This window comes from Agrobacterium sp. 22-209-1, assembly GCF_053522485.1.
Genome location: NZ_JBNWCH010000001.1, coordinates 515,131 through 536,097, shown reverse-complemented (window position 1 = coordinate 536,097; position 20,967 = coordinate 515,131). Strand labels below are relative to the sequence as shown.

The window sequence follows — 20,967 nt, the reverse complement described above, 5'->3', positions numbered from 1 at the left end:
CGAATATCGACGAGGCTCAGCCGTTTCATCGTTTCAGATCATGACGGCGGCGCGGGGCGTCTTGTGTCCGCTGGTACTGGCTTTGGACAAACCTCCGCCAGGGTCCATCGCAGGATTTCCCCCTGTTTGCCGCAGACGACGGCCGTATCCGCCTCGCGGGCCGCCTCGGCCTCGGGCAAGGTGTTCTTCGGAAATTGCCGCCACATCACAAAACGCCCACGGATCAGATTGGCATCGGCAGGCCCGTAGAGCTGGGAGAAGTTCATCAGCACGGTGACTTCCATGGGTGAGGCGTTGCGCAGCGAGCGAACCATGGCAAGACGCAGCCAGACATCGCCATTTGCGGGAAAACAAAAGAGCGAATGGCGAATAAAGGTCTCGGCAAAACCGAGACGCGCCGCGCCGGAATCGGATGCCGGATCGACGCCATTCGCATCGAGATCGGCCAGAACGAGCCTTAGACCGGCTTTGACGATATCCGAACGGCAGATTTTTTCGGTGACGATGGGCTGAAGTTCAGGGATTGTTTCCGCAAGGAGATCAGGCGCAAGGCCATTATTGTCGTCGGCGATCCGCGCCAATGCGACAATATCGGAAAAACGCCGGCTTTGCGAAAAGGCCTGGGCGGCGACGGACAGGACAAAGATGGAAATGACGAGAACCGGTACGACCGCGAGGGCTTTCCGCAGGCGGGTCACGCCGTTACGCCTGATCATGGTAATATCGTGTATAGCGCGAATGATAATATTCGCTTGAACCATAGGCGCGGTAAAGCTTCAGCTTTTCGGTGTCCACCTTGTTGAGGATGACCCCGAGGCACTTCTTGCGGATATGAACCTCATTCTCCACCGTGTTCCGCACCGCCCGGCGGGCGGTTCTGCCCCATTCCGTGACGAAGATGAAACCGTCGATCCGCCCCGCCATGGCGCGGGCGTCGACCACCGGCCCGAGCGGCGGCAGGTCGACGATGATATAGTCGAAAGCCGTGCTCGCTTCGGCCAGCAGCTTGTGCATTTGCGCCGAGGTCAGCAGTTCGGAAGAATGAGGGACACGCTGTTTGACCACCGTGGGCAGGAAAGCGAGACGCGTCTTTTCGTCATGAAGCAGCACGTCCTGCACGCTGCGGCCTTCCAGCAGGACTTCGAGCAGGCCCTCACTCGCGTGACGCGCCATGGCGCGCGTTGCGCCGGGATTGCGAATGTCGGCGTCCAGCAAGAGGACCCGCGCACCCTGCCCGGCGAGCAGCTGCGCAAGGTTGATGGAGATCGTGGATTTCCCTTCGCTCGGTAAGGCCGAGACGACGCCGACAATCCGGGCCCCGCTTTTGGCGGGAACGCCGAGATCGATGGCAAGCCTGGTGCTGCGCAGGGTTTCGGCGAAAGAGGAGAGCGGATGGTCGACCGCATAGCGCGCAACGCTGGTGGGGCGCGTCAGGGCCGGATGGCCGCCTTCCTGATCTTCTATTATGGCCTTGTTGTTCTGGATGAGCGGGGTATTGCCGAGGAATTCCAGCCCAAGAACATCACGGACCTGTTCCCCGGTGCGGAAAAAACGATCCCGGAATTCGCGGAACACGGCAATGCCGCCGCCTGCTGCGGCGCCCATGATCATGAACAGCGCCAAAATCATGGTTTTGTTCGGCTTGCTCGGGATTCTGGGCGGCATCGCCTTGGAAATCACCCGCGCCTCCGTCACGGGGAAGGATTGCTGCTGCATCGCTTCCTGATATCGCTGCAGGAAGGTCTGGTACATGTTCTTGTAGGTTTCGGCTTCACGCTGCAATTCGCGCAGCTGAACCTGTGTCTCGCTGGCGGAGTTGCTGATGTCGGTCGCCTTGGCGACACTTTCGGCGAGCGACTTTTCCCTCGCTTCCGAGACTTCCAGATCGCTTTTGTAACTTTGCGCGATGCGGCTGATTTCCTGGAACATCAGCCGGCGGTATTCCTGCATTTCATTGCGCAGACGTACCGCCTGAATGTGGTTGCTGCCGAGCCTGCTGGTAATTTCCGCCTCAGTCTTGGAGGCTTCGAGATATTTTTTGCGCAGATCGTTGGCGACCGAGCTGTCGAGAATATCGGTAACGACTGCATCGACATCGTCGGTGGCGAGAATATGTTCGATGCGTTGCACCCGCGCCCGCGCCCTGGCCGTTTCCGACTGCGCCAGGATCAGCGCGCTGTTGGATTCCGCCAGCTGCTGATCGGAGAGCAGGCCGTTAACGCCGGCCGAGATCAGATTATGTTCGGCGCGAAACTTCTGCACGGCCAGATCGGTTTCGAGCGCCCGCTGGCGCAACTCCGCAATACGGTCGGACAACCAGTCGCTGGCGCGCCTCGTCGCCTCGTATTTGGAATTCAGCTTATCCAGCAGATAGGCCGAGGCCACGGCATTGACGATCTGCGCGGCGAGAACCGGCGATGTCGAATTATAGGTGAGTTCCAGCGCGTAGGTCCGGCCGATGCGCTTGACACTGAGGCCGTTGAGCAGCTGGTCCGACAGCGCTCTCTTCAGGGTTCCATCGTCAACCACCGCCTCTTTTTTCTTCGCTGGCGAGAACCATTGGGAAACATTGACGAGTGAGCGGATGGTGCCGAATATCGAGCCTAGAAGTGATGCGCGTGTTGCCCTGAATTCCTGGTTTTCGGTGAGGTTGAGACTATCGACGACGGCAAGCCCGATGGTTTCCGATTGCAGAACCTCGACCTGGCTGAGAATGGAAGCTTCATCCTCTATGACGCCGCCAATCGTCGAAAGCTGTTCGACAATCTGGCTGTTATTGCGGTCGATCAGCAGCGTCGCCGTCGCCGAATAGATCGGAACGGCCGTTGCCGCAAAAGCGAGGCCGATTGCCCCGGCGACTGCGACCGCGGCAAGCACGATGCGCCATTGTCGGCGGATCATTGCAAGAACGGCGTCGATATCGATAAACTCGGACGTCAGCCCGCCTTTATCGTAGTCAGCCATCGTCAGGGGATCGTGCCTTTGCAACAACTGTCAGCCTCGCTCTTTTCGGCGGGCGCAGCGCCCGCCAAGTCACGGTTGCATCACAGAACTGGCGGCAGCCTTCCCCGCGGGAAAGGCGACAAAGCCAAACTCAAACGGGACTTGTGCTGACAGGCGTGGTGGTGCTGCCGGTCGAGAAGAAATTGTTGATCGTGGTGAAAAAGGACGTGCCGGTGCTGCCTGTCGTTCCGCCACTACCGCCGCCGCCGACAGGTGCGCTTCCGCCGCCCGCCTGTGCGGTGCCATCTGCGGCGCCCGCCGTTCCCGAACCGCCGATGCTGTTGGCGCTTGCCGGCGAGGAACCGGCTCCGCCGATCGGCGATGCCGTCGCCGCGGCAGCCGCAGGGGCGGCCGGACCGGCAGCCGTTCCTTGGATATTCTCGCTAAAGGCGATCAGAAGATCGGCGGGCACGTTTGCGCCCTTTGTCTGCAACTGAATGGCGGCTGCCAGTATCGTATTGCCGTTCCTCATTGCGGTAGCATGGGCAAGCGCCAAGCCTTCGCCGACGACTTCGGAGAAGTCCTTGTTACCGACCTTTTGGGCCAGTGCGACGATGGTGGGCAGCTGGCCGGAGTCACTCAGGATGAGGCCGGAAAGCTGTTCGGAGAACTGCGCTGCGCTGGTGGACACGGCGATGATCGGAAATCCGCTCGTCACTTTTCCGGTTACATCGGCCGTTGCCGCATCCGTGCTGGAGGCGATGGTGATCAGATCACTGATCATCCCCTGCGTCGGAGACTGCTTGAACAGTTCCGCCGTTGCAATCGAAACCGTGTCCGGACTGCTGGTGTTGACGCGGTTCAGAAATGCGGCGGTGGTTTCATCGGCGGCCTTGACGGGCCCGCCTGTTGCCCCGCTCTCAACGGAGGGCGTCTGCTGCGGTGCAGTTTCCACGTTCTGTGCGTTGGCGACAACGGAAAACAGACCCATGTTGGCGATGAACATCGCACCAACGAGCATCGAGCCGTTACGAATGCGGGGCATCCAACTCTCCAAATCTTTTAAAATACGACTTTAAATACATCCAATGCCAGGCAAGTTTACCCAACATCTAAAATTTCCTTCTAAATCGCACAGCCCAAGCAAAGGATCAAGCACTAAATAAACTTGCTGCGGAAACCCTCAGCTATTGTTAACAGTTGCCCTTGCCTTGTTTCGGTTTGTTCATGACACGGCGACTTTCCGTGGTGACGTTATCAGCCGGTCACGCAGCCAGATATTGGCCGGCGTCTCGACAAGGACGTGAAAGACATGGGCTATGGCGACGGTGCTGACGACGATGACGAGATAAACGAGGTTGCCCCATTCGGGCGGGAACGTCACGCCGCCGAGCGCGATCTTGAAACCCCGGAAGATAAAGGGGTGTAGCAGGTAAAGCGCATAGGATGAATCGCCGAGTTTCGCCAGCGGCTGGGCGAAACGGGGCAGGGAGATGTTTCTGGTCAAGGTCGCCGCCGACATCAGCAAAATCGCGCCGCCGCCGAAAACCAGCAGCCGCGAAAACGAATAACAGCCCGGATCGCACTTGAACCCTATCCTGTTCAGATCGGTGAGCATCCAGATTGCCATGCCGCACAGGGCCGTTGCAAGTCCGAGCAGGGGCGGCAGGCGAACGCCTCGCAGGAAGAGGACCGCGATGAACATGCCGGCGACAAATTCGAGAATGATCGGCTGGAACCAGAAGCTGAACGGCAGGCCGAGATCGAATGCGGAGCCGATCATGACGGCGGCAAACAACACGCCGGCTGTCGTGAAAACCGCGCGCTCCAGCGGCAGGAAGATGAACGCTGCGAAAACGATGTAAAAGAACATCTCGTAATTCAGCGTCCAGCCGAGATCGATCAGCGGAAACGGATAGGCGTCGCCATAACCCATGCTGTCATAGGGAATAAACAGGTAGGAGGTGAGGATCGACTGTAGTGGCGGAAAGGCCTTTGCGCTGATAATGGTCACGCTGGCGGCCATGGCGAGTCGCAGGGTCAGCACAAACCAGTAAAGCGGGACGATGCGGAGGAACCGGCGCAGCAGAAATGCGGAACGACCGCCCGTCGCGGCAAAATAGGGCCGGGATGCATAAACGATGACGAAGCCGGAAATGACAAAAAACAGGTCGACACCGCCTCCCAGCCTCAGCAGATGCAATGGAAAAAGTGTGAATGGCCAGTTCACGTCCGCGTGCAGCGCAACGACCATGGTTGCCGCAACGGCGCGCATTAGCTGAAGGACATCGAGACGCTGCGCGCCGGCAGCGGGCGCTTTCTTAAAATTTTTCATCATCGTCAATCTATAAAAATAAAGATATATTTAGTATTATATCGCACCCGCTTCTGCGGGGCGGAAGTCCAGTATTCAAGCAGGCTATCATGCAATAGCGCGACGCGATACACACAATTTTGCGATGCGGCATTTCCTCCGCATCAGTCAGAAGACTTCCAGAACCGTAAGCTGGTCGCTGACGGAAAGCCGGTATTGCCCGCTTTCCTGCGTCATTGTCTGCTGGCTCACGGAGCCGTCATCGCGGAAACGGTGTGCGATAACGTGACTATGCTGGCCGGCCACCGAAAATGTGGCAACCCGTTCGGCGGGCGGGTTTTCGATGCGGGCCGGCCACTGCCAGCCGGAAATTCCAAGCCAGACAGGCACGAGCAGAGCACCGTCCGGTCTTGTAAGGTGCAGGGTCAACCTTTGGGAATCGCCGGTAAGGAAATCGAGCTGTCGTTCCGTCGGTCCGGTCTGCCGTTCCGCCCTGCAAAGGGAAAGAAGGATGCGAACGGCCTCGTAAGCGGGGGTGCGGCTTAGATCATGGCGTAGCAGGCCGAAGGAGGATTCCGGGTTTGTCTCATCGGCGGCGAAGCTTGAAACCATTTCATAGATGTAGGACCGGCGGATGCCGCTGATGAAACACCAGAGCAGCATGCGCGGCATATAGCGCGCCTTGATGCCTTCGGTGACGGGGAAATGAAATGTCCTGGTCTGCAGAGAGGTATGGTAACCCATTTCCGTGGCGAGCACCGGCCTGCCGGCCGCTATATGCGCCGAAGCGGCGACGGATTTAGAGAGCGCCCCCGGACCGGTGGTTTCGGGATGCTCCATCCCGGCATAAGGGTGGATATTGCCGTAATCGCAGGCATTTTTCAGATCCAGCGCCAGCGCTCTGTTCGACAGGACATAACTTGGCGCCGCAACGGGCACCGCACTCAGGCGCGGAACCGAGCGGATGGTGTCGTGCAGCGCCGCCTGATGCTCCGCCGAAATGCGCGGAGCATTTTGCGGGTCCTTCGTCAGGTTGGGTTCATTGCTGCCTTCGAAAATATCGATACCCGCATCGCACCAATCGTAAAAATCCATGAGCCTGTCGAGCGGCGTGGAAACGTAAGGGTTGAGATTGTCGTAACAGATGACGTGGAGGCGAACGCCAGCCGCCACGATCCGTCGCAGCCGCCGAAAGACGGGGCTGTCGCGACTGTCTCTTGCGGCGATGAGCCCGTCGTCACGCAGATGCCGGACGCCCAGCGCTTCGAGCTCGGGCACGATCCGGTCGAACCGTTCCGGATAGACGCCCGTGGGGCGGGTGAAGTGACCGCACACCCCGACACTGTCGAGAAAGGCTTCGGTACCGGCCGAAGCAAGTCTCTGCGCCCTTGCCGAAGTAGCGCTAAGACCCGAGGCGGCGACCAATGCAAGGGGTGCTGCTGAAAGCAGGTTGCGCCGCGTCAGGCCACCCATCGTGGCTGGCGTTCTTCCATTCATCTGCGCCTCCTTGAGAAACGATAAGACAGACGCCGTCACATGGGCGTCGCCGTTTGAATGGCGGTCACGGTTGCCCGGTCTCGATATCAAAATGGTCCGGAAATCTTGGCATTTGCGGCCGCCCAAAATCCATCTCTTTGAAATAAAATGATATTATGAATTTCAGTTAAATCATTGCCTGCAACGCAACCGATTGCCGATTGCCTGCACTTTAAAGTGGCTAAACCGTAACACGAGGTCGGTTCTTTTCGCAACACCGCATGGCTTTTGCCGCGCCGCAAAAAAAATCACTTGAAATAGCGTCGATTCCCGTGCTTTTTGAAAAGTAGATTTTGGTAATTCATATTTTCAAACATTAGTTCTGCTCCGGCTCTTTATATTTTTGCAGATGTCTCACTGGTCTCCTGGAATGAAGGGAGACAAACGAGCCCGGGATGGACGCCATAGATTTTCGATGAAGGAAAACAGAGCGTATCCGCATGAGAATTCTCCATCTTAGCAGCCTTTATCCGCCGCATATCGTTGGTGGATGCGAGCGTTCGGTCGAACATCTCGCCGAGGAACTCGTCTCCATGGGACATACGGTCGGCGCCGCCTGTATCGAGCGGCAGGCCGAACCGAAAACCATGCGCAACGGCGTCTCCGTCTACCGCATGTTCCATAATAACGATTTCTGGCTTGAGGACTGGCCGCAATATTCGCCGCAGCAGCGGCGCATGCAGAAGCTCAAGCAGCAGTGGAATTTCGACGTCGAAAAACAGTTCGAGGCCGTCCTCGACGATTTCAAGCCTGACGTTCTCAACACCCATTCGCTGCTGGATGTGACGACGCTGGTGTGGCGGGCGGCGCATAAGCGCGGCATTCCGATCGTTCACACGATCTGCGAATATGATCTCCTGTGCGGCAATGCCGCCATGTTCAAGGGCGGCAAGCCCTGCGAGCACATCCATCTCGGCTGTCAGGCGGTGAATTTCACCAAGAAATTCACCCAGCGTTATATCAGCGCTGTCGCAAGCGTCGGCACTGAAATCCTCAAGACGCATGTCAATCACGGGCTTTTCCGTCACATCCCGGAAAACCTGCGCCGCGTTATCTTCTATTCCTGCACGGTTCCGGAGGGCGATCCGGTCGCCCGCCGGCAGATCGACCGCACTGGCCGGCCGCTGACCTTCGGTTATATCGGCCGTATCAATACGGAAAAAGGCGTCGGCAACATGGTCGATGCCTTCAGGGAAATCGGTCACGGGAACTGGCGCTGTCTGGTCGCCGGCCATGCGATGGACGATTCGATCGAGCGTTTCACGGCTCAGGCCGGCGATCTGCCGATCGAATTCGTCGGCTGGGCGAAACCGAAGGAGTTTCTCGAAGAGATCGATGTGCTCATCGTCCCTTCCTTCTGGGCCGAGCCTTCGCCACGCACGATCTACGAGGCTTATGCCATGGGCGTGCCGGTCATCGGCGCAGCCTCCGGCGGCATTCCGGAGCTGATCGGCGAGACCAACCATGACTGGCTGTTCGAACCGGGCAACGCCACCGACCTTGCCGCCCGTATCCGCCGCGTGCTGACGCTCTCGCGCGAAGAATTGCCGACGGAGGCGGATTTCGGAAACATCGTCGAGGAATCCACCTCGCGTCGGGTCGGCGAAAATTATGTGAAACTCTATGAGGACGTCCTGACGAGCAGCAGGCAAAGCCGAACCCTGCGTGCATCTTAACCGGCAACGGACCCGGTCCGTTGCCGCGGTTTTCTTTGAAGGAGAGGGCATATGGCGGGAAGCAATAAGGGCAGCCTCCGCTTTCACGGCCTGGGCGTCGACTGTTTTGCGGCGGTTGCGCATGGTGCGTCGACTCGGCCGGGTTTACGGATGGTGGATTGATGGCCGAAGCTACGTCGATAGGCGGCGCCGCCGTTACGGGTGTCTTCTGGTCCATCGTCCAGAACTGGGGCGGTAAGCTTTTCACCTCCATTCTCTTCATCGTTCTGGCCCGTTTCCTCAGCCCTACCGATTATGGCATGGTCGCCACCGCCGGGCTGGTGCTGATGTTGATCCAGATGGTGTCGGAGTTCGGATTCGCGGACGCGATCGTGCAGAAACGCAACCTGGAACCCGGCGACGTCAATCTGCCCTTTTATGCCTCGGTCACGGTCGCAACGCTGCTGGCTATCGTCGTCTGCGTGTTTTCACCGGAACTGGAACGCTGGTTCGAGGTCGAAGGGCTGGCGCCGGTCATCGTGGCGATCTGCATATTGCTGCCGCTGAACACGGCTTCGATGTTTCAGGAGGTGAATTATCGCCGTGCTTTGGCTTTCAAACCGCTGGCAATCAGAACCTTCATCTCGAACATCGTCGGCGGTGGGGTGGCGATTGTTTTCGCGATCACGGGCATGGGCGTCTGGAGCCTCGTCGTTCAAACCTATGTCGCCACCCTCGTCACGCTGATCTGGCTCTGGCGAAAGCCGCATTGGCTGCCGGGCACCGCTCTCAATCCCGGCACCTTCGTCGAACTGCTTCGCTTCGGTTCGTCGGCGCTCGGGCTTCGCATTGTCGATTTCGCGGCCACGCGCCTGATCGATTTCATGATCCTGGGACGTTATGGCGTGGCCGTCTTCGGACTCTACACGGTTGGCAGCAGGCTCTATCAACTTATGATGCAATTGCTTCAGTCGGCACTTTATGACGTCTCGCTAACGGTGCTTTCGCGCGTCTCGCACGAGCGCGACCGCATGGCGGAACTTTACAAGCGGTTGATCGCAATATCCGCTATCGTCTCGACACCAGCCTTCGTGCTCTTTGCGGCATTGACGCCGGAGATTTGCCGCGTTTTGTTTGGTGCGCAGTGGCACGGGGCAGATGAGATCGCGAGACCCCTGCTGCTGCTCGGCGCTTTACAATGTGTGCAATTTCAAAACGGCCCATTTCTCTCCGCACGCGGCCGCCCGAACAAGGTATTGATTGCCGGCGCCGCCAAATCGATTGCCACAATTCTGATGATTGTCTTCATACCGACCGACGGTATCGATGAACTCGTCATTGTTTACGTATTTGGTCAACTTGCTTCAACGCCCTTTACGTTCTTTTATGTTTCGCGTGAATTGGGCGTGTCGCTCCGAAAAATAATGTCTCTGCTTCTGCCGAGTTTTGCCGCCAGCGGTCTTTGCTTTATCATCGTTCAATGGATGCGTCCTCAAATTGCCGCCCTCAGTTTAGGCGATTTCATGTCCGCAATACTGCTCGGGTCCATTTTTACATTTACTTATATTTTGCTCATAGCGCTGGTTGCTCGGACGCAGGCGCGGTCGGCCCTTGTTTTCGTCACGAGCAAGGTACTCCCACGGAAGGAAGTGAATGCGTAAGCTCATAAAGAAAATCATTCCCGCACCGCTGCATCGTGAATGGGTGAAGTACAATGAAAGCCGCAATCAGGATGTTGCTATTCGTCACTTCTTTCACACGCTGCAGGAGCAAAAGCGACGTATAAAAAACCTCGCCGCTGGGGATCATATAAATCGGGTTCTGATTGTCGCGTGCGATCCCTATTCCGTTTTTGGCTCTATCGGCGACGATGCCATGATCACCGCGACCGTCCAGCATGCTCGTGCAAGAAATCCTGATGTCGAAGTCGATATACTGGTCGAAGGTACAGGTGCTTCGGATTTGGTTCGTCAGAGGGGATTTAATCCCGTCGATCTCTTTGGCGAAATTGATTTTTCCGGAGCACTTCTTAACCACTTTGAAGCGCGGCGATACGATTGCGTCGTGGTGGTTGGGGCAGATGTGATGGATGGATATTATCATCCACTGGTCAGCGCAAAACTCCTGGCAAGTGCTGATTTGGCTGCGGCCGCCGGGATAAAAAATGTCATCCTTGGTTTCAGCTTCAACCAAGCGCCTCATCCCGCTCTGGCTATGTTTTATAGCGCCCTTCATCCCAATGTCTCAATTAATGTACGCGATCCGGTTTCCCTCAACCGCCTGCAATCATTCGCCAGGACAAACGCGGTACTGGTTGCCGATTCGGCGTTTAGCCTTGTTGCCTCAGAACCGGATGAAGACACCGTCTCCTGGATCAAACGGAAACGTAATGAGGGATACAGGGTGATGGGCTTCAACCTGCACCCCATGCTGTTCAAAAATGCTGACAGCAGCCAGGTCGACACCATCATAAAGCGGGGAGCCGAGGCATTGCACTTTGTGGCGGATGCACGGCCGGTCTGCTGGCTGCTTATGCCGCATGATTACCGGGATGGTTTCGGCGACGAATTTTGCCTTCAGGCGATTGCCGGGCAGGTTCCAGATTCACTGGCAGATCGGGTTCGATATCTGAACGGCAGGTGGTCCGCGTCCGTTCTCAAGGGCATTGCGGCGCAACTGGATGGAATTGTCAGTGGGCGCATGCATCTTGCCATAGCGGGACTGGGTAAAGGCGTTCCGGTCATATGTATCGCCTATCAAGGGAAATTCGAAGGGCTATACCAGCATTTCGCTCTATCTTCGTCGGAACTGCTTGCTCCCTCCGCCTTCTATAGCGATGACGGCATCAGGAACGCTTTGATGGAGTTCGTCGACAATGCTGATGACCTTCGCGAGCAGGTCCAGCGGAAATTGCCTGATGTTCTCGGCCTATCAAAAAACAATTTTCAGATTTTCGAGTCCTTTCCAAAACAGAATCAATCGGTCTCATGAAAGTTGCTTTCGTCTCAGCCATTCCCGCCGTTCCCGCGTCCGAGGGCAATCGCAGCCGGATTCTCCAGTTGACGCGCGCCGTTCGCAGCCTGGGACATGAGGTGCATTTCGTTTATGTTGATACCCCGATTGCCGCCGATTTCGATCCGGCCGCGCATGAAGCAGAATTCAGCTCCGGGCGCCTGCATTTCGTATCACGGCAGCGGAGCCGTTTTAAAACAAGGCTTATCGGGGATTGGGGGTTGGAAGCTGAAGTGATCGCGTTTCGAGCCGTCCGAAAGGTCCACCGCCTTCTCGGTCGCGACAGCGGTTTTTATAATCACCTCGACGAGTTCTATTACCCGGAAATCGGCCGGCAGGTTCGGGATATTCAGCGCCGGCTTGGCATTGATGCCGTCATTGTCGAATATGCCTTTCATTCGCGGGCGTTCCTGGGGTTGCCGAAGGGGGTGCTGCGCATTCTCGACACCCATGATTCCTTCGCCGACCGACACAAGGCTTTCGTCAATAACGCGAACAAATATGGATACTGGTTTTCCGTTCCACCGAAAATGGAAAGCAAGGCTTTCCGCCGTGCGGACGTGGTTGTCGCCATTCAGGAGGAAGAGGAGCGGACGTTCAGGCAGCGGCAGGGGGCAGAGCCGCCGGTTGTTGCAACCGTCAGCCATACTCTCGATCTCGGTGGAAGAGTGGAAGACCTCAGTTCGAGCGACTTCCTGTTTCTTGGTTCCAGCAATGACGCCAACATCATTTCCCTGACGGGCTTCATTGACAACGTCCTGCCGATCGTCAGGGCGACACGGCCGGATATTCGCCTGATCGTGGCTGGCAGCATATGCGGCAAGATCGGGGATAGGGACGGTGTTGTCAAACTTGGCCGCGTGGACAGCCTGAAGGAAGCTTTCACCCGTGCGCCACTCTCGATCAATCCCATCACGCTTGGAACGGGCATCAACATAAAATTGCTCGACGCTCTCGCCGCAGGTGTTCCCACGATCAGCACCCGGACAGGTGCGAGGGGACTTTCGGAACGATACCGGCGCGGCGTGGTCATTGTCGGCGATGGTGATCATCAGGCTTTTGCCGACGCAATCCTGCAACTGGCCGCGAGCCAGGATCAGCGGCAGGAACTTGGAAACAAAGCCTTCGAGGACGCGATTGAGTGGAACCGCCGGCAAATGACGGTGCTGAATAATATTCTGACCGGCAGGAAGCCTGAATAAGGTATGAGTTTTCCGCTGGATGCCGTCTCCCGCCGAGGGGACCGATAATCGGTGATGTCCGTCGCTGCGCCCGTCAAAGGGTTGTTCTTGGTGGGCGGATCGATGTATTCAGGGGCCGGATCGTCACTTGAACCCGCTGGTATATGGAAACGTCGCTTTATCTGCCCGTCAAAGGCTTTCTTGAAAAGGCTGGTTACACCGTCAAGGGTGAAGTTGGTGGTTGTGACCTTGTGGGTCTGAGCGACGACGACCCGGCTGTTGTCGTGATCTGTGAGCTGAAACTGAGCTTTAATCTGGAACTTATCCTGCAGGCTGTCGATCGGGCGGCTATCGCAGATGAGGTCTGGATCGCGGCGCGGGTCTCGGCCAAGGGCAAGGGCCGTGAGGCTGACAAACGTTACCGGGATCTCTGCCGCAGGCTCGGGATCGGCATGCTCGGTATCTCCGATGCCGGCGATGTCAGCATTCTCGTCGGCTCCGTGACCCCTATGCCGCGCACCAATCCGAAACGGCGCTCCCGGCTGATGCGCGAACACCAGAGGCGGCGTGGCGATCCGGCAGTGGGTGGCAGCACACGCGCGCCGATCATGACCGCCTATCGCCAGCAGGCACTCGGCTGCGCAGAGGCGTTGGCATCAGGCCCCATGCGCGTGCGCCAGATCAGGTCGAGCGTCCCAGATGCCGGCAAAATCCTGCTCGCGAATGTCTATGGCTGGTTCGAACGGCTCGATCGGGGAGTCTATGGCCTGACCGAGGCCGGGCAGGAAGCCCTGCAGCGATGGCCGCAACCGGCAACCTGACGCGAAACCGCGTGTGCCATAAACCAGAAGGCCGAGGCCATTTGCACCCGTCGATTTGGCCGTGACCGTCAGGGTTCCCGGTGTGCTGATGAAGCGGCCGAGCGCCTCCACCGCATTTTGCAGTTTCGGCTGTTCAGCCGCGACCTGTTGCAGCAGGGCACTTGCCACCAATGTCAGGGTGGCGCGAACCTCTGCCTCGCTCATGTGGTTTTCCAAAGAATAAAGCTTGATCGCCTTGGCCATCAAACCTTCGTCCTTGATCGTGAGTTTCACCTCGCGGCCGGCAAGCCCGAAGAGTGCGGCCTGGGCGCGACCGATGTCGAAGGAGAAGAATTCTTCCGTAAACCCGCTCGCGAGACCGGAGAAATTGACGCTGCCAATATCCTTGCCGCTGAAGCAGATTTCCCGGATCATCAGATTGTTGTTCGGTTCGTCCCAACCCGCGGAAAGGCCCTAAGACAGGGCGAGCGACTCGATGCCCAGCTTGCGCGCTTCAACAAGAACCTCCTCCGACGAGTCCGCCGGGATGGGAAGAGTCAGATCGTCCTGCCGGATCGTAATGTCGGTCGGAATGCCGTTGAAGGGTTTTCTCAGCCCCATTTGCGAAATTCTTGAGTGTGAATTTGACGCGCTCCGGCGTGCCTTTCGTCTCCTCGTTTGCCTCCTCGTCCGATTTTTCGGGCGCGGCCACATCGACATTGATGCCGCCAACACGGATCGTTCCGACTTCCGGTATCAGACGGTTGAACGGGAAGGTTTCAATCTCGGTATCATCGGGCCCGGCGAGCTCGGAAATTGCCTTGATCGACGAACTCCAGTCAAAGCCCTTGAGGCTTACCTCATCGACCTTTATCGAGTTGTCGCCATTTTCGACCGGCATGCCGTTCATGCCGAGATCGAGTTTGCGGCTGTCCATCTGCATGTCGATACGATTGATGGTGGCCTTAACCCTCTTGCCAGCCGCGCCCTCGCTTTCGTCGGGCGCATCCACCTTCATCGCTTTTGCCCAACAGCCGCCGCCCGGTCCGGCGGATGGTATGGGTCGCCCCGATGCGTCGCCTCCACCACCGCCGTCAAAGGGCGCGCATTTCCGCCTCGAGCAGGGCGATAGCAAGATCGATGTCAAATGTGCCGATGACGAGCCGATGAAGGCGTGCTCGGACATCCTCATGCAACTGATCGACAAGATCAACGAGGAGTCCGATAGGAGACCGGAAGCGGCGTAACGGCGCCGCTTCACGCCCTCTCACGGCGTCCTCATGCGCGTGTCAGAGCAGCAACGTTGCAAGCGACGCCAGCAAGGCCGGCGTCATGACAAGGGCGCCCAGTTTGAGGAAGTCCAGCGCGCGCACATGCAGGCCTTCGCGCCGGAGTGCTGACAGCCAAAGGATGGTTGCGAGCGAGCCCGTGACCGACAGGTTCGGTCCCAGATCGACCCCGATCAGAACAGCGGCAGTGACATTGTCCGGCACTTGTGCAGCCTGAACGGCACTTGCGGCGAAAAGACCAGCCGGTAGGTTGTTGACGAGGTTGGAAAAAAGCGCGACGGCGACGCCGCCGATCCCAATGGCCTGTGCCTGCGAATGTTCACTCAGCGCCTTCAATTGCTCGGCGACCACGGCGGTGATGCCCGTATGGCTAACGGCTTCGACGATGACGAACAGGCCCGCAACGAGCGGCAGCACCCCCCAGCTCACATCCTTGATGATCTCCACCGGGTTCTGCCGCACGATGGCAAGAACGAGGATAGTCGTGATTACGCCAGCGAGGAACGTCGGAAGGCCGAGATCCATGTGGAATGCAGAGGCTGACAGCAGCACGGCGGCGGTTGCCAGCAGGCCGACGCCCGCCAGTTTCGCCGGCAGGCTGAGGGTCGGGCGTTCCACCCGATCCGCGACGGTGTCTTCCGCGAGAACACGGCGCTGCGACCAGTAAAGCGCAAGAAAGGTGACAAGAATTGCCGCAATCGACGGAAGCAGGAACGTGTCCAGCCAGCGGGACAGCGGCGGCATCTCGCCGCCGGCAAAAATGACGAGGTTGGCGGGGTTGGAGATAGGCAGCACGAAACTCGCCGCATTGGCAATGAAGGCGCAGATATAAAGGTAAGGAAGCGGATCCTTGACCCTGGCAGCGCGGCAGGCCGCATAAACGGCAGGCGTCAGGACGACGGCGGTGGCGTCGTTGGAGAGAAGCGCGGTCACGACGACGCCGATCAGGTAGATCAGCACGAAGAGGCGCCGCGCCGACCCTCTGGCATAAGAGATCGCAACGGCGGCGACCCAGTCGAACAGACCTTCACGCCGCGCAAGCTCAGACAGCAACATCATGCCGGTCAGGAACAGGTAAACGTCGAGACCCTTGATCACCCCTGACCAGACTTCCGCAGGCGTCAAAATGCCCAGCGCGAGGATCAGCAGCGCTCCTGCGACGGCCCATACGGCCTCGGGCCACCGGAACGGCCTGATAACCACCCCTGCCGCAGCAGCGACCGCAATGGCCGACGTATAATACGCAGCGCTCATGTGTTTCCTTGATGCTTGTTGTTGAGGTTGATCAGGTGGTGGGTTGCGTCTGGTTATTTCAGTGTTGTCTTCGCGTTCGGGAAGCCCGGCGGGAACAAAAGGGATCACCGGCATTCTATACAATGTCAGAAGCGGGCTGACCACAAGTCTGCCGACAATTACCTCAGTAAGGAGGCCAGTCCTGTTTCGTGCTTGAAGCTTTGCCGTGCATTTCCGACGCTTGCAATCGGCGAGGAGACCATGCTTGTTCACTGTTCAAGCCGCATCTACGCGTTTTCCAGCGCGCGTAAATGCCAGAATACCGCCCGCCCGCCGACGCACTGCATCGAGGAGTAAGGCATGAAGAAGCTTATCAACGATCCATCCACCGTTGTCCGGGACATGCTGGAGGGCGTCGTGGCGCTCAGCCCGCAAACCATTCTGCTTCCGGATGGGAACGTGGTCATTCGATCCGGGCTGCCCGAGGCGGAGAAGCGCAGGGTGGCCGTGCTTTCGGGCGGCGGCAGCGGACATGAGCCTGCCCATGCCGGTTATGTCGGTGCGCTGGTCATCGTCAAGAACTATACCGGCGACCGGCTGAATTTCGGCTTGGCGGCGGAGCTGGCGAGAGCCGAAGGAATCCCTGTCGAGATCGTTGTCGTCGCCGACGACGTTGCCTTGAAGGATACGGTTCCCGTCGATCGCCGCCGCGGGATTGCGGGAACGGTGCTCGTCCACAAGCTCGCCGGGGCCGCAGCGGAAAAGGGGCTTGCTCTTGAAGAGGTGGCCGGCATCGCCCGGGACGCCGCCCAAGCTCTCTTCGATGGGTGTCTCGCTGGGCTCCTGCACGCCGCCGGCTGTCGGCAAGCCGGGCTTCGTGCTGGGTAAGACCGAGATTGAAGTCGGGCTCGGAATCCATGGTGAACAGGGCGTGCAGCGGATGCCCATCGCCTCGGCTGACGCGCTCGTGAAGTTGGTGATCGAAACGATCAAGGCCGACGGCAAGCTCGCTGGCGGCGATCGCGTCGCGCTGCTGGTCAATGGCCTAGGGGCAACGCCGCCGATGGAACTCGCTATCGTGGGCACGGTCGGCGGTCGTGCTGCTGGAGGCGAAAGGTGTCGTCGTGGAACGCGCCTGGGCCGGCACCTTCCTTCGGCCCTCGATATGCCGGGTTTTTCGTTGTCGGTCTTGCAAGTCGACGATGCAGCGCGCAGAGGCGGCATCCTCGATGAAGCCACGGCTCGGGCGCGCAAGTTACCTCGGTGAGCGGGTGGTCGGTCATCCCGATAGGGGCGCGGTCGCCGTCGGTATCTGGCTCGAAGCTATTGATGGTGCGTGAGGATCGGCCTTATCCCCGGTTAACTGATGTGGCGGTGGAGATGACTGTCCGCCGCCCGCTCCGTAAAGCGGGGATGGCCATCGCTGACACAGAGGCTTACCGGCGGCCTGAAGCCGGAGTGGATTTTTCGAAGGTTGCCAGAATGTCTGTGAGCAGCTTCCGGCTCCTGGAAAGTCCGTTCATCTGTTCTTCAACCCTGCCGATCTGCATCCGCAGCTTCGATTTCAATTCGTCGCATGGCTGGAAGGCTTGCCGCTGATCAAGGGAGCAGGGCAGGAACTCCCTGACATTGGCGAGGGTCATGCCGGCATTGCCGAGCAGAAGGATGCGCTCGACGGTATCGACGTCGGCGACACTGTAGTCCCGATATCCGGCCTTCGTGCGGCCGGGCGTGAGAAGGCCTTCGGCCTCGTAGTAGCGGAGCATTCTAATGCTCACACCTGTTTTCAGGGAGAGTTCGCCAATCTTCATTTCCAGCCCTTGACTCTGACAGCGCTGTCAGACTGTAGGGAAGACGCTCCAATATGTAAACACGCTTCAGGAGCTTGAAAATGAATGGTAAATCCCGCTTTCGTACCGAACTCGATGGCCGGACGGCGACCGCACAAGACTTATCACCTCTGGCCTTCGCAGGTTTTGCGCATTTCACCGCCATGCAGGTGCGGGACGGCGCCGCGCGCGGGCTGGATTTGCATCTCGCCCGACTGAAATCGGCATCGCAAGAGTTTTTCGGCAGAGCCCTGCCGGATGATCTGGTGCGCGACCGGTTGCGGACAGCGATCCATGCAGGCCCGCCGGCCCTGTCCCTGACTGCTACCCTGTTTTCGCGCAGTGGGGAATTCACTCGGACGGGAGCAGAGAACGACCCCGCCATTCTCGTTCGCACAACGCCTGCCTTTGATGATCCGAAACAATCCCTGCGTCTGGCACTCGTCAACCATGAACGCCCCTTCGCAACGATCAAACATGTGGGTGAAGCATCAAAAACCTATTTCCTTCGCAAGGCCGTCGAGGGTGGATATGACGATGCGGCCTTTGTTGACGCGCGGGGATATCTGAGCGAAGCAACCATCTGGAATATGGCCTTTTGGGATGGCGAGGCGGTGGTCTGGCCAAGGGCCGCCTTCCTTGCTGGTATCACGATGAGCATCATTCGCCGCCAGCTCGACGCGCTCGGCATCGCTCAGCGCGAGCAACTGATCCGTCCCGCCGATCTCGGCGATATCAAGGGCGCGGTCGTGATGAATTCCCTGACACCTGGCATTCCGGTCGAAGCTCTGGGGCCGCATCGCGTGCCCGTGGCGCCTTCTTTCGTGAAAATGCTCCACCAGACCTACGAGCGCGAGCCGCTGGTGAAAATCTGACCGAGGCTTAGCCGATCAGGTGCAGGCCCGCATCCGAGAGCCTGAGAATGGTGAGCCTGCCCGTGGTGTAAGCGCCGGTGTCGATGCCGATGCGCTGCGGGCCGGTCTCCGGTTGCTCCACTGGTGTGTGTCCATGGACGACGAGGAGGTCCAGCCCGGCTCCCTGTGAGAGGAAAGGCTCACGGATCCAGAGCATGTCCTCATCGGTCTGCGCATCAAGCGGCAATCCCGGTCTCAAGCCGGCATGCACGAAGATATAGGAGCCGATGCGGGCATAGACGGGCAGGCTGGATAAAAGCTGGCGATGCGGCTGCGGGATCGCGCCTAGCAGCGCATCCCTGAAAGGCTGTAGCCTGAGACGGCCTTTATTCATGAAATAGTCGATATCGACCCCGTAGGACAGAAGTGTCTGGCGGCCGCCGAAGTCCAGCCAGTGCATATTCTGCTGCGGACTTTCGAGAAAATCATGGAAGAGCTGCTCATGGTTGCCGCAAAGCGCAATACGGCGCAGCGGCGCGGGCGGGGGCTGCAGCAAATATTCGAGAACGCCACGGGAGTCCCGTCCGCGATCGACATAGTCGCCGAGGAGAACGACCAGCGCGGGTGCGGGCTCGGGTCCCAGATCGGCGAGGATTTTCCGCTCCGCCTGCAAAAGCAGATCGAGGCAGCCGTGCACGTCGCCAATGGCGTAAATAGGGAAGGTGGCCGGCTTGTCGCCAAGGTCTATTCTACGCCGCCTCCGGTCGTCGCGGGGGGCTGGTTGCTTACGACCGCGAATCCAGTTGAATACCTTGGGCATAGCTGCCGATACTGTCTCTCCCGCACAAGGTCAAGGGCGTTGAAGGCGGCTGTCGCATTACCCGACAAAGCTGCGTTGGCGCGCCGATTTTGCGGAAAAGAATACCCTCTTTGATGTCCGAAAGAGATGCCGCCCTAAAACCGGCAATGCAGGCCGCCCGAAAGGGCGGCTTTAGCCAGAAACCATGCTCTAGAGTTTAAGCCAGACGCGTGGGTCCTCGTGCGACTGGATCTTGATCCATTTCAGATCCACCGCTTTCCATGGCTTGACGACATTGGTGCGGTTATCAAGCACCAGATCGCCCTGGCTGGTGCTGACGACCAGAACGGCATGGCCAATGCCATCCGTCGTGCGCGCCGTTGCGATGCGCAGGGCGCCTGAGGGCCAGCCGGCGCGCAGGAGGCGTTGCCGCTTGGTCACCGCGAAATCTTCACAGTCGCCGCTTGCCGGGTTCAGTTTCCAGTCGTCTTCGCCGTCCTGTTCGCTGGCATAGATTATCGACGTGTTGATCTCGGCGTTGATGCGCTGGAGTTCCGTGCGCTTCTGTTTGCTCAGTTCCACCATATCGCGGTCGCCGATCCGGAGGCACTGGTCGGCGGCGCTCTCGCAGAATTTCGCAAAGGCAATGGGCGCGATGGTCGGGCGGCTCGTGGTCATGAACTGGCCAGGCCGCGATGCGCCGGGTTTCTGGGTGAGGCCGCCGAGCTGGACGGCCGATGCCGTTGTCGCAATACTTGCCGCCACGCTGGCAGCGACGGCAAAGATCTTTGCCAGACGGATTGTTTTCTTCGCCATGTCCTTGCCCCTGCACAATTGTCGTCTCTTATGCCTGGCACCATAGCGACCCATTCTTGCGGGCCGTTTAAGTCGATAGATTGCATTTTAACGAAATCTAATTTTGTTGCAGCGTGCTAGAAACAGCCGGAAAATTGGGCTCGCGCTCACCTGCAGCGGGTTCTACCCTCGGTGTCGATGATACAGGTTTGCTGCGGGACAGCGCGCCTGAGTTCACGCCGTGTATCGGGGGAGGCGCGGTTTACCGGCGGCCGGTCGTAATTTCGGTAAATTTCGAAATTGCGCCCGCCGATCGTTCCCTGCGCTCCGCCGCGGCCATCCGGCGTCACTTCGAAATTCTGGTACTGCTGGGCATGGGCGCACGCGAAGAGACCGATCACGGCGACGAGCACGCCGGCCGCGAGGCTGCCCCGCAATGCTGCCGCTTGCCGCCTGCCCAACCTCATGACCGTTCCTCCATTGACGAAATGACGGACGTCGCCGCACATTTGCCATGCCGGGCGCGCATTGATGTTCCATTGGTCCGTCGGGGGTAATCATATCACCGATAGTGCGTCCGGTGTGAGAAGGATTTGTGTCTGGCAAAGGCCCGAATCGCCTCCCTGCCGCATCGGCCCGCGGTGTCCCTGGCCAGGAGGCTCCACCGTGCCGCTTGATCGTCAGGAATGCGAAAAACGCCATTTCAGGGCTCAAAAATTAAGCTCTT

The 20,967-nt window shown here is 58.7% G+C and carries 18 protein-coding genes and 2 pseudogenes; 9 read left to right on the top strand and 11 right to left on the bottom strand.

The window, feature by feature from the left end; translation table 11 throughout:
- Window positions 1-38: 38 nt before the first annotated feature.
- The 5 genes from ACQZ48_RS02420 to ACQZ48_RS02400 all read right to left on the bottom strand — a co-directional run bounded on the left by ACQZ48_RS02420 (window position 39) and on the right by ACQZ48_RS02400 (window position 6,754).
- Complete coding sequence (locus ACQZ48_RS02420; RefSeq protein ID WP_077985181.1) at window positions 39-716, bottom strand: hypothetical protein; 678 nt, start codon at window positions 714-716, stop codon at window positions 39-41.
- Complete coding sequence (locus tag ACQZ48_RS02415; RefSeq protein ID WP_191216712.1) at window positions 703-2,964, bottom strand: polysaccharide biosynthesis tyrosine autokinase; 2,262 nt, start codon at window positions 2,962-2,964, stop codon at window positions 703-705. Before ACQZ48_RS02415 ends, ACQZ48_RS02420 begins: the two co-directional genes overlap by 14 nt.
- Window positions 2,965-3,094: 130 nt before the next feature.
- Window positions 3,095-3,988: a hypothetical protein gene (locus tag ACQZ48_RS02410; RefSeq protein ID WP_191216711.1), complete on the bottom strand. Its 894-nt coding sequence runs from the start codon at window positions 3,986-3,988 to the stop codon at window positions 3,095-3,097.
- A 180-nt stretch (window positions 3,989-4,168) separates the two neighbouring features.
- Window positions 4,169-5,281 (bottom strand): acyltransferase family protein, encoded by a 1,113-nt coding sequence (locus ACQZ48_RS02405; RefSeq protein WP_077985178.1) that lies wholly within the window; start codon window positions 5,279-5,281, stop codon window positions 4,169-4,171.
- Window positions 5,282-5,425: 144 nt separating this feature from the next.
- Window positions 5,426-6,754, bottom strand: a complete 1,329-nt coding sequence (locus ACQZ48_RS02400; protein ID WP_191216710.1) for a hypothetical protein — start codon at window positions 6,752-6,754, stop codon at window positions 5,426-5,428.
- Window positions 6,755-7,233: 479 nt separating this feature from the next.
- Between ACQZ48_RS02400 and ACQZ48_RS02395 the strand changes: the two genes are divergently transcribed.
- From ACQZ48_RS02395 to ACQZ48_RS02375, 5 genes are all read left to right on the top strand, one after another.
- The gene (locus ACQZ48_RS02395) at window positions 7,234-8,469 is read left to right on the top strand and encodes a glycosyltransferase family 4 protein (protein WP_077985177.1); all 1,236 of its coding nucleotides are present in this window, start codon (window positions 7,234-7,236) and stop codon (window positions 8,467-8,469) included.
- Between the two features lie 161 nt (window positions 8,470-8,630).
- Window positions 8,631-10,109 (top strand): lipopolysaccharide biosynthesis protein, encoded by a 1,479-nt coding sequence (locus ACQZ48_RS02390; protein WP_448728461.1) that lies wholly within the window; start codon window positions 8,631-8,633, stop codon window positions 10,107-10,109.
- Window positions 10,102-11,439 carry a polysaccharide pyruvyl transferase family protein gene (locus tag ACQZ48_RS02385; protein ID WP_448728460.1) on the top strand — a complete coding sequence of 446 codons (1,338 nt, stop codon included), beginning with the start codon at window positions 10,102-10,104 and terminating at the stop codon, window positions 11,437-11,439. Before ACQZ48_RS02390 ends, ACQZ48_RS02385 begins: the two co-directional genes overlap by 8 nt.
- Window positions 11,436-12,662 (top strand): glycosyltransferase family 4 protein, encoded by a 1,227-nt coding sequence (locus ACQZ48_RS02380; RefSeq protein WP_448728459.1) that lies wholly within the window; start codon window positions 11,436-11,438, stop codon window positions 12,660-12,662. Before ACQZ48_RS02385 ends, ACQZ48_RS02380 begins: the two co-directional genes overlap by 4 nt.
- A 143-nt stretch (window positions 12,663-12,805) precedes the next feature.
- Window positions 12,806-13,462 (top strand): DUF2161 domain-containing phosphodiesterase, encoded by a 657-nt coding sequence (locus ACQZ48_RS02375; protein WP_448728458.1) that lies wholly within the window; start codon window positions 12,806-12,808, stop codon window positions 13,460-13,462.
- A gap of 27 nt (window positions 13,463-13,489) precedes the next feature.
- Here ACQZ48_RS02375 and ACQZ48_RS02370 read toward each other — a convergent pair.
- Window positions 13,490-14,456 (bottom strand): annotated as a pseudogene (locus tag ACQZ48_RS02370) (hypothetical protein); the annotation flags it as partial.
- Window positions 14,457-14,499: 43 nt separating this feature from the next.
- Between ACQZ48_RS02370 and ACQZ48_RS02365 the strand changes: the two are divergent.
- Window positions 14,500-14,688, top strand: a complete 189-nt coding sequence (locus ACQZ48_RS02365) for a hypothetical protein (protein WP_269826398.1) — start codon at window positions 14,500-14,502, stop codon at window positions 14,686-14,688.
- Window positions 14,689-14,730: 42 nt separating this feature from the next.
- Here the strand turns inward: ACQZ48_RS02365 and ACQZ48_RS02360 are convergent, their stop codons facing one another.
- A complete protein-coding gene (locus tag ACQZ48_RS02360; protein WP_077985172.1) occupies window positions 14,731-15,984 on the bottom strand; it encodes an arsenic transporter in 1,254 nt (417 codons plus the stop codon).
- 339 nt (window positions 15,985-16,323) lie between these two features.
- Here ACQZ48_RS02360 and ACQZ48_RS02355 point away from each other — a divergent pair.
- Window positions 16,324-17,230: pseudogene (locus tag ACQZ48_RS02355) on the top strand (dihydroxyacetone kinase subunit DhaK).
- Window positions 17,166-17,303 carry a DAK2 domain-containing protein gene (locus tag ACQZ48_RS02350; protein ID WP_448728457.1) on the top strand — a complete coding sequence of 46 codons (138 nt, stop codon included), beginning with the start codon at window positions 17,166-17,168 and terminating at the stop codon, window positions 17,301-17,303. The pseudogene ACQZ48_RS02355 and the gene ACQZ48_RS02350 overlap by 65 nt, the downstream one beginning before the upstream one ends.
- 96 nt (window positions 17,304-17,399) lie before the next feature.
- On the opposite strand, the gene ACQZ48_RS02345 is transcribed toward ACQZ48_RS02350, so the two are convergent.
- Entirely contained in the window at window positions 17,400-17,774 is a 375-nt protein-coding gene (locus ACQZ48_RS02345; RefSeq protein ID WP_077985170.1) for a MerR family transcriptional regulator, read from the bottom strand.
- 80 nt (window positions 17,775-17,854) lie between these two features.
- Between ACQZ48_RS02345 and ACQZ48_RS02340 the strand changes: the two genes are divergently transcribed.
- Window positions 17,855-18,667 (top strand): aminotransferase class IV family protein, encoded by an 813-nt coding sequence (locus tag ACQZ48_RS02340; RefSeq protein ID WP_448728456.1) that lies wholly within the window; start codon window positions 17,855-17,857, stop codon window positions 18,665-18,667.
- 7 nt (window positions 18,668-18,674) lie between these two features.
- Here the strand turns inward: ACQZ48_RS02340 and ACQZ48_RS02335 are convergent, their stop codons facing one another.
- The 3 genes from ACQZ48_RS02335 to ACQZ48_RS02325 form a co-directional block, all read right to left on the bottom strand.
- A complete protein-coding gene (locus ACQZ48_RS02335) occupies window positions 18,675-19,466 on the bottom strand; it encodes a metallophosphoesterase family protein (RefSeq protein ID WP_191216702.1) in 792 nt (263 codons plus the stop codon).
- Window positions 19,467-19,655: 189 nt separating this feature from the next.
- Window positions 19,656-20,261 carry a transglutaminase-like cysteine peptidase gene (locus tag ACQZ48_RS02330; protein ID WP_448728455.1) on the bottom strand — a complete coding sequence of 202 codons (606 nt, stop codon included), beginning with the start codon at window positions 20,259-20,261 and terminating at the stop codon, window positions 19,656-19,658.
- A gap of 146 nt (window positions 20,262-20,407) precedes the next feature.
- Window positions 20,408-20,707 (bottom strand): hypothetical protein, encoded by a 300-nt coding sequence (locus tag ACQZ48_RS02325; RefSeq protein WP_448728454.1) that lies wholly within the window; start codon window positions 20,705-20,707, stop codon window positions 20,408-20,410.
- Window positions 20,708-20,967: the final 260 nt, after the last annotated feature.

What these genes read in the sequence shown, in the direction of transcription:
- ACQZ48_RS02360 (WP_077985172.1), bottom strand. Translation starts at nt 15,984, where the DNA reads ATGAGCGCTGCGTATTATACGTCGGCCATTGCGGTCGCTGCTGCGGCA.
- ACQZ48_RS02375 (WP_448728458.1), top strand. Translation starts at nt 12,806, where the DNA reads ATGGAAACGTCGCTTTATCTGCCCGTCAAAGGCTTTCTTGAAAAGGCT.
- ACQZ48_RS02390 (WP_448728461.1), top strand. Translation starts at nt 8,631, where the DNA reads ATGGCCGAAGCTACGTCGATAGGCGGCGCCGCCGTTACGGGTGTCTTC.
- ACQZ48_RS02415 (WP_191216712.1), bottom strand. Translation starts at nt 2,964, where the DNA reads ATGGCTGACTACGATAAAGGCGGGCTGACGTCCGAGTTTATCGATATC.
- ACQZ48_RS02420 (WP_077985181.1), bottom strand. Translation starts at nt 716, where the DNA reads ATGATCAGGCGTAACGGCGTGACCCGCCTGCGGAAAGCCCTCGCGGTC.
- ACQZ48_RS02365 (WP_269826398.1), top strand. Translation starts at nt 14,500, where the DNA reads ATGGGTCGCCCCGATGCGTCGCCTCCACCACCGCCGTCAAAGGGCGCG.
- ACQZ48_RS02385 (WP_448728460.1), top strand. Translation starts at nt 10,102, where the DNA reads ATGCGTAAGCTCATAAAGAAAATCATTCCCGCACCGCTGCATCGTGAA.
- ACQZ48_RS02340 (WP_448728456.1), top strand. Translation starts at nt 17,855, where the DNA reads ATGAATGGTAAATCCCGCTTTCGTACCGAACTCGATGGCCGGACGGCG.
- ACQZ48_RS02350 (WP_448728457.1), top strand. Translation starts at nt 17,166, where the DNA reads ATGCAGCGCGCAGAGGCGGCATCCTCGATGAAGCCACGGCTCGGGCGC.
- ACQZ48_RS02380 (WP_448728459.1), top strand. Translation starts at nt 11,436, where the DNA reads ATGAAAGTTGCTTTCGTCTCAGCCATTCCCGCCGTTCCCGCGTCCGAG.
- ACQZ48_RS02330 (WP_448728455.1), bottom strand. Translation starts at nt 20,261, where the DNA reads ATGGCGAAGAAAACAATCCGTCTGGCAAAGATCTTTGCCGTCGCTGCC.
- ACQZ48_RS02400 (WP_191216710.1), bottom strand. Translation starts at nt 6,754, where the DNA reads ATGAATGGAAGAACGCCAGCCACGATGGGTGGCCTGACGCGGCGCAAC.
- ACQZ48_RS02410 (WP_191216711.1), bottom strand. Translation starts at nt 3,988, where the DNA reads ATGCCCCGCATTCGTAACGGCTCGATGCTCGTTGGTGCGATGTTCATC.
- ACQZ48_RS02405 (WP_077985178.1), bottom strand. Translation starts at nt 5,281, where the DNA reads ATGATGAAAAATTTTAAGAAAGCGCCCGCTGCCGGCGCGCAGCGTCTC.
- ACQZ48_RS02345 (WP_077985170.1), bottom strand. Translation starts at nt 17,774, where the DNA reads ATGAAGATTGGCGAACTCTCCCTGAAAACAGGTGTGAGCATTAGAATG.
- ACQZ48_RS02335 (WP_191216702.1), bottom strand. Translation starts at nt 19,466, where the DNA reads ATGCCCAAGGTATTCAACTGGATTCGCGGTCGTAAGCAACCAGCCCCC.
- ACQZ48_RS02325 (WP_448728454.1), bottom strand. Translation starts at nt 20,707, where the DNA reads ATGAGGTTGGGCAGGCGGCAAGCGGCAGCATTGCGGGGCAGCCTCGCG.
- ACQZ48_RS02395 (WP_077985177.1), top strand. Translation starts at nt 7,234, where the DNA reads ATGAGAATTCTCCATCTTAGCAGCCTTTATCCGCCGCATATCGTTGGT.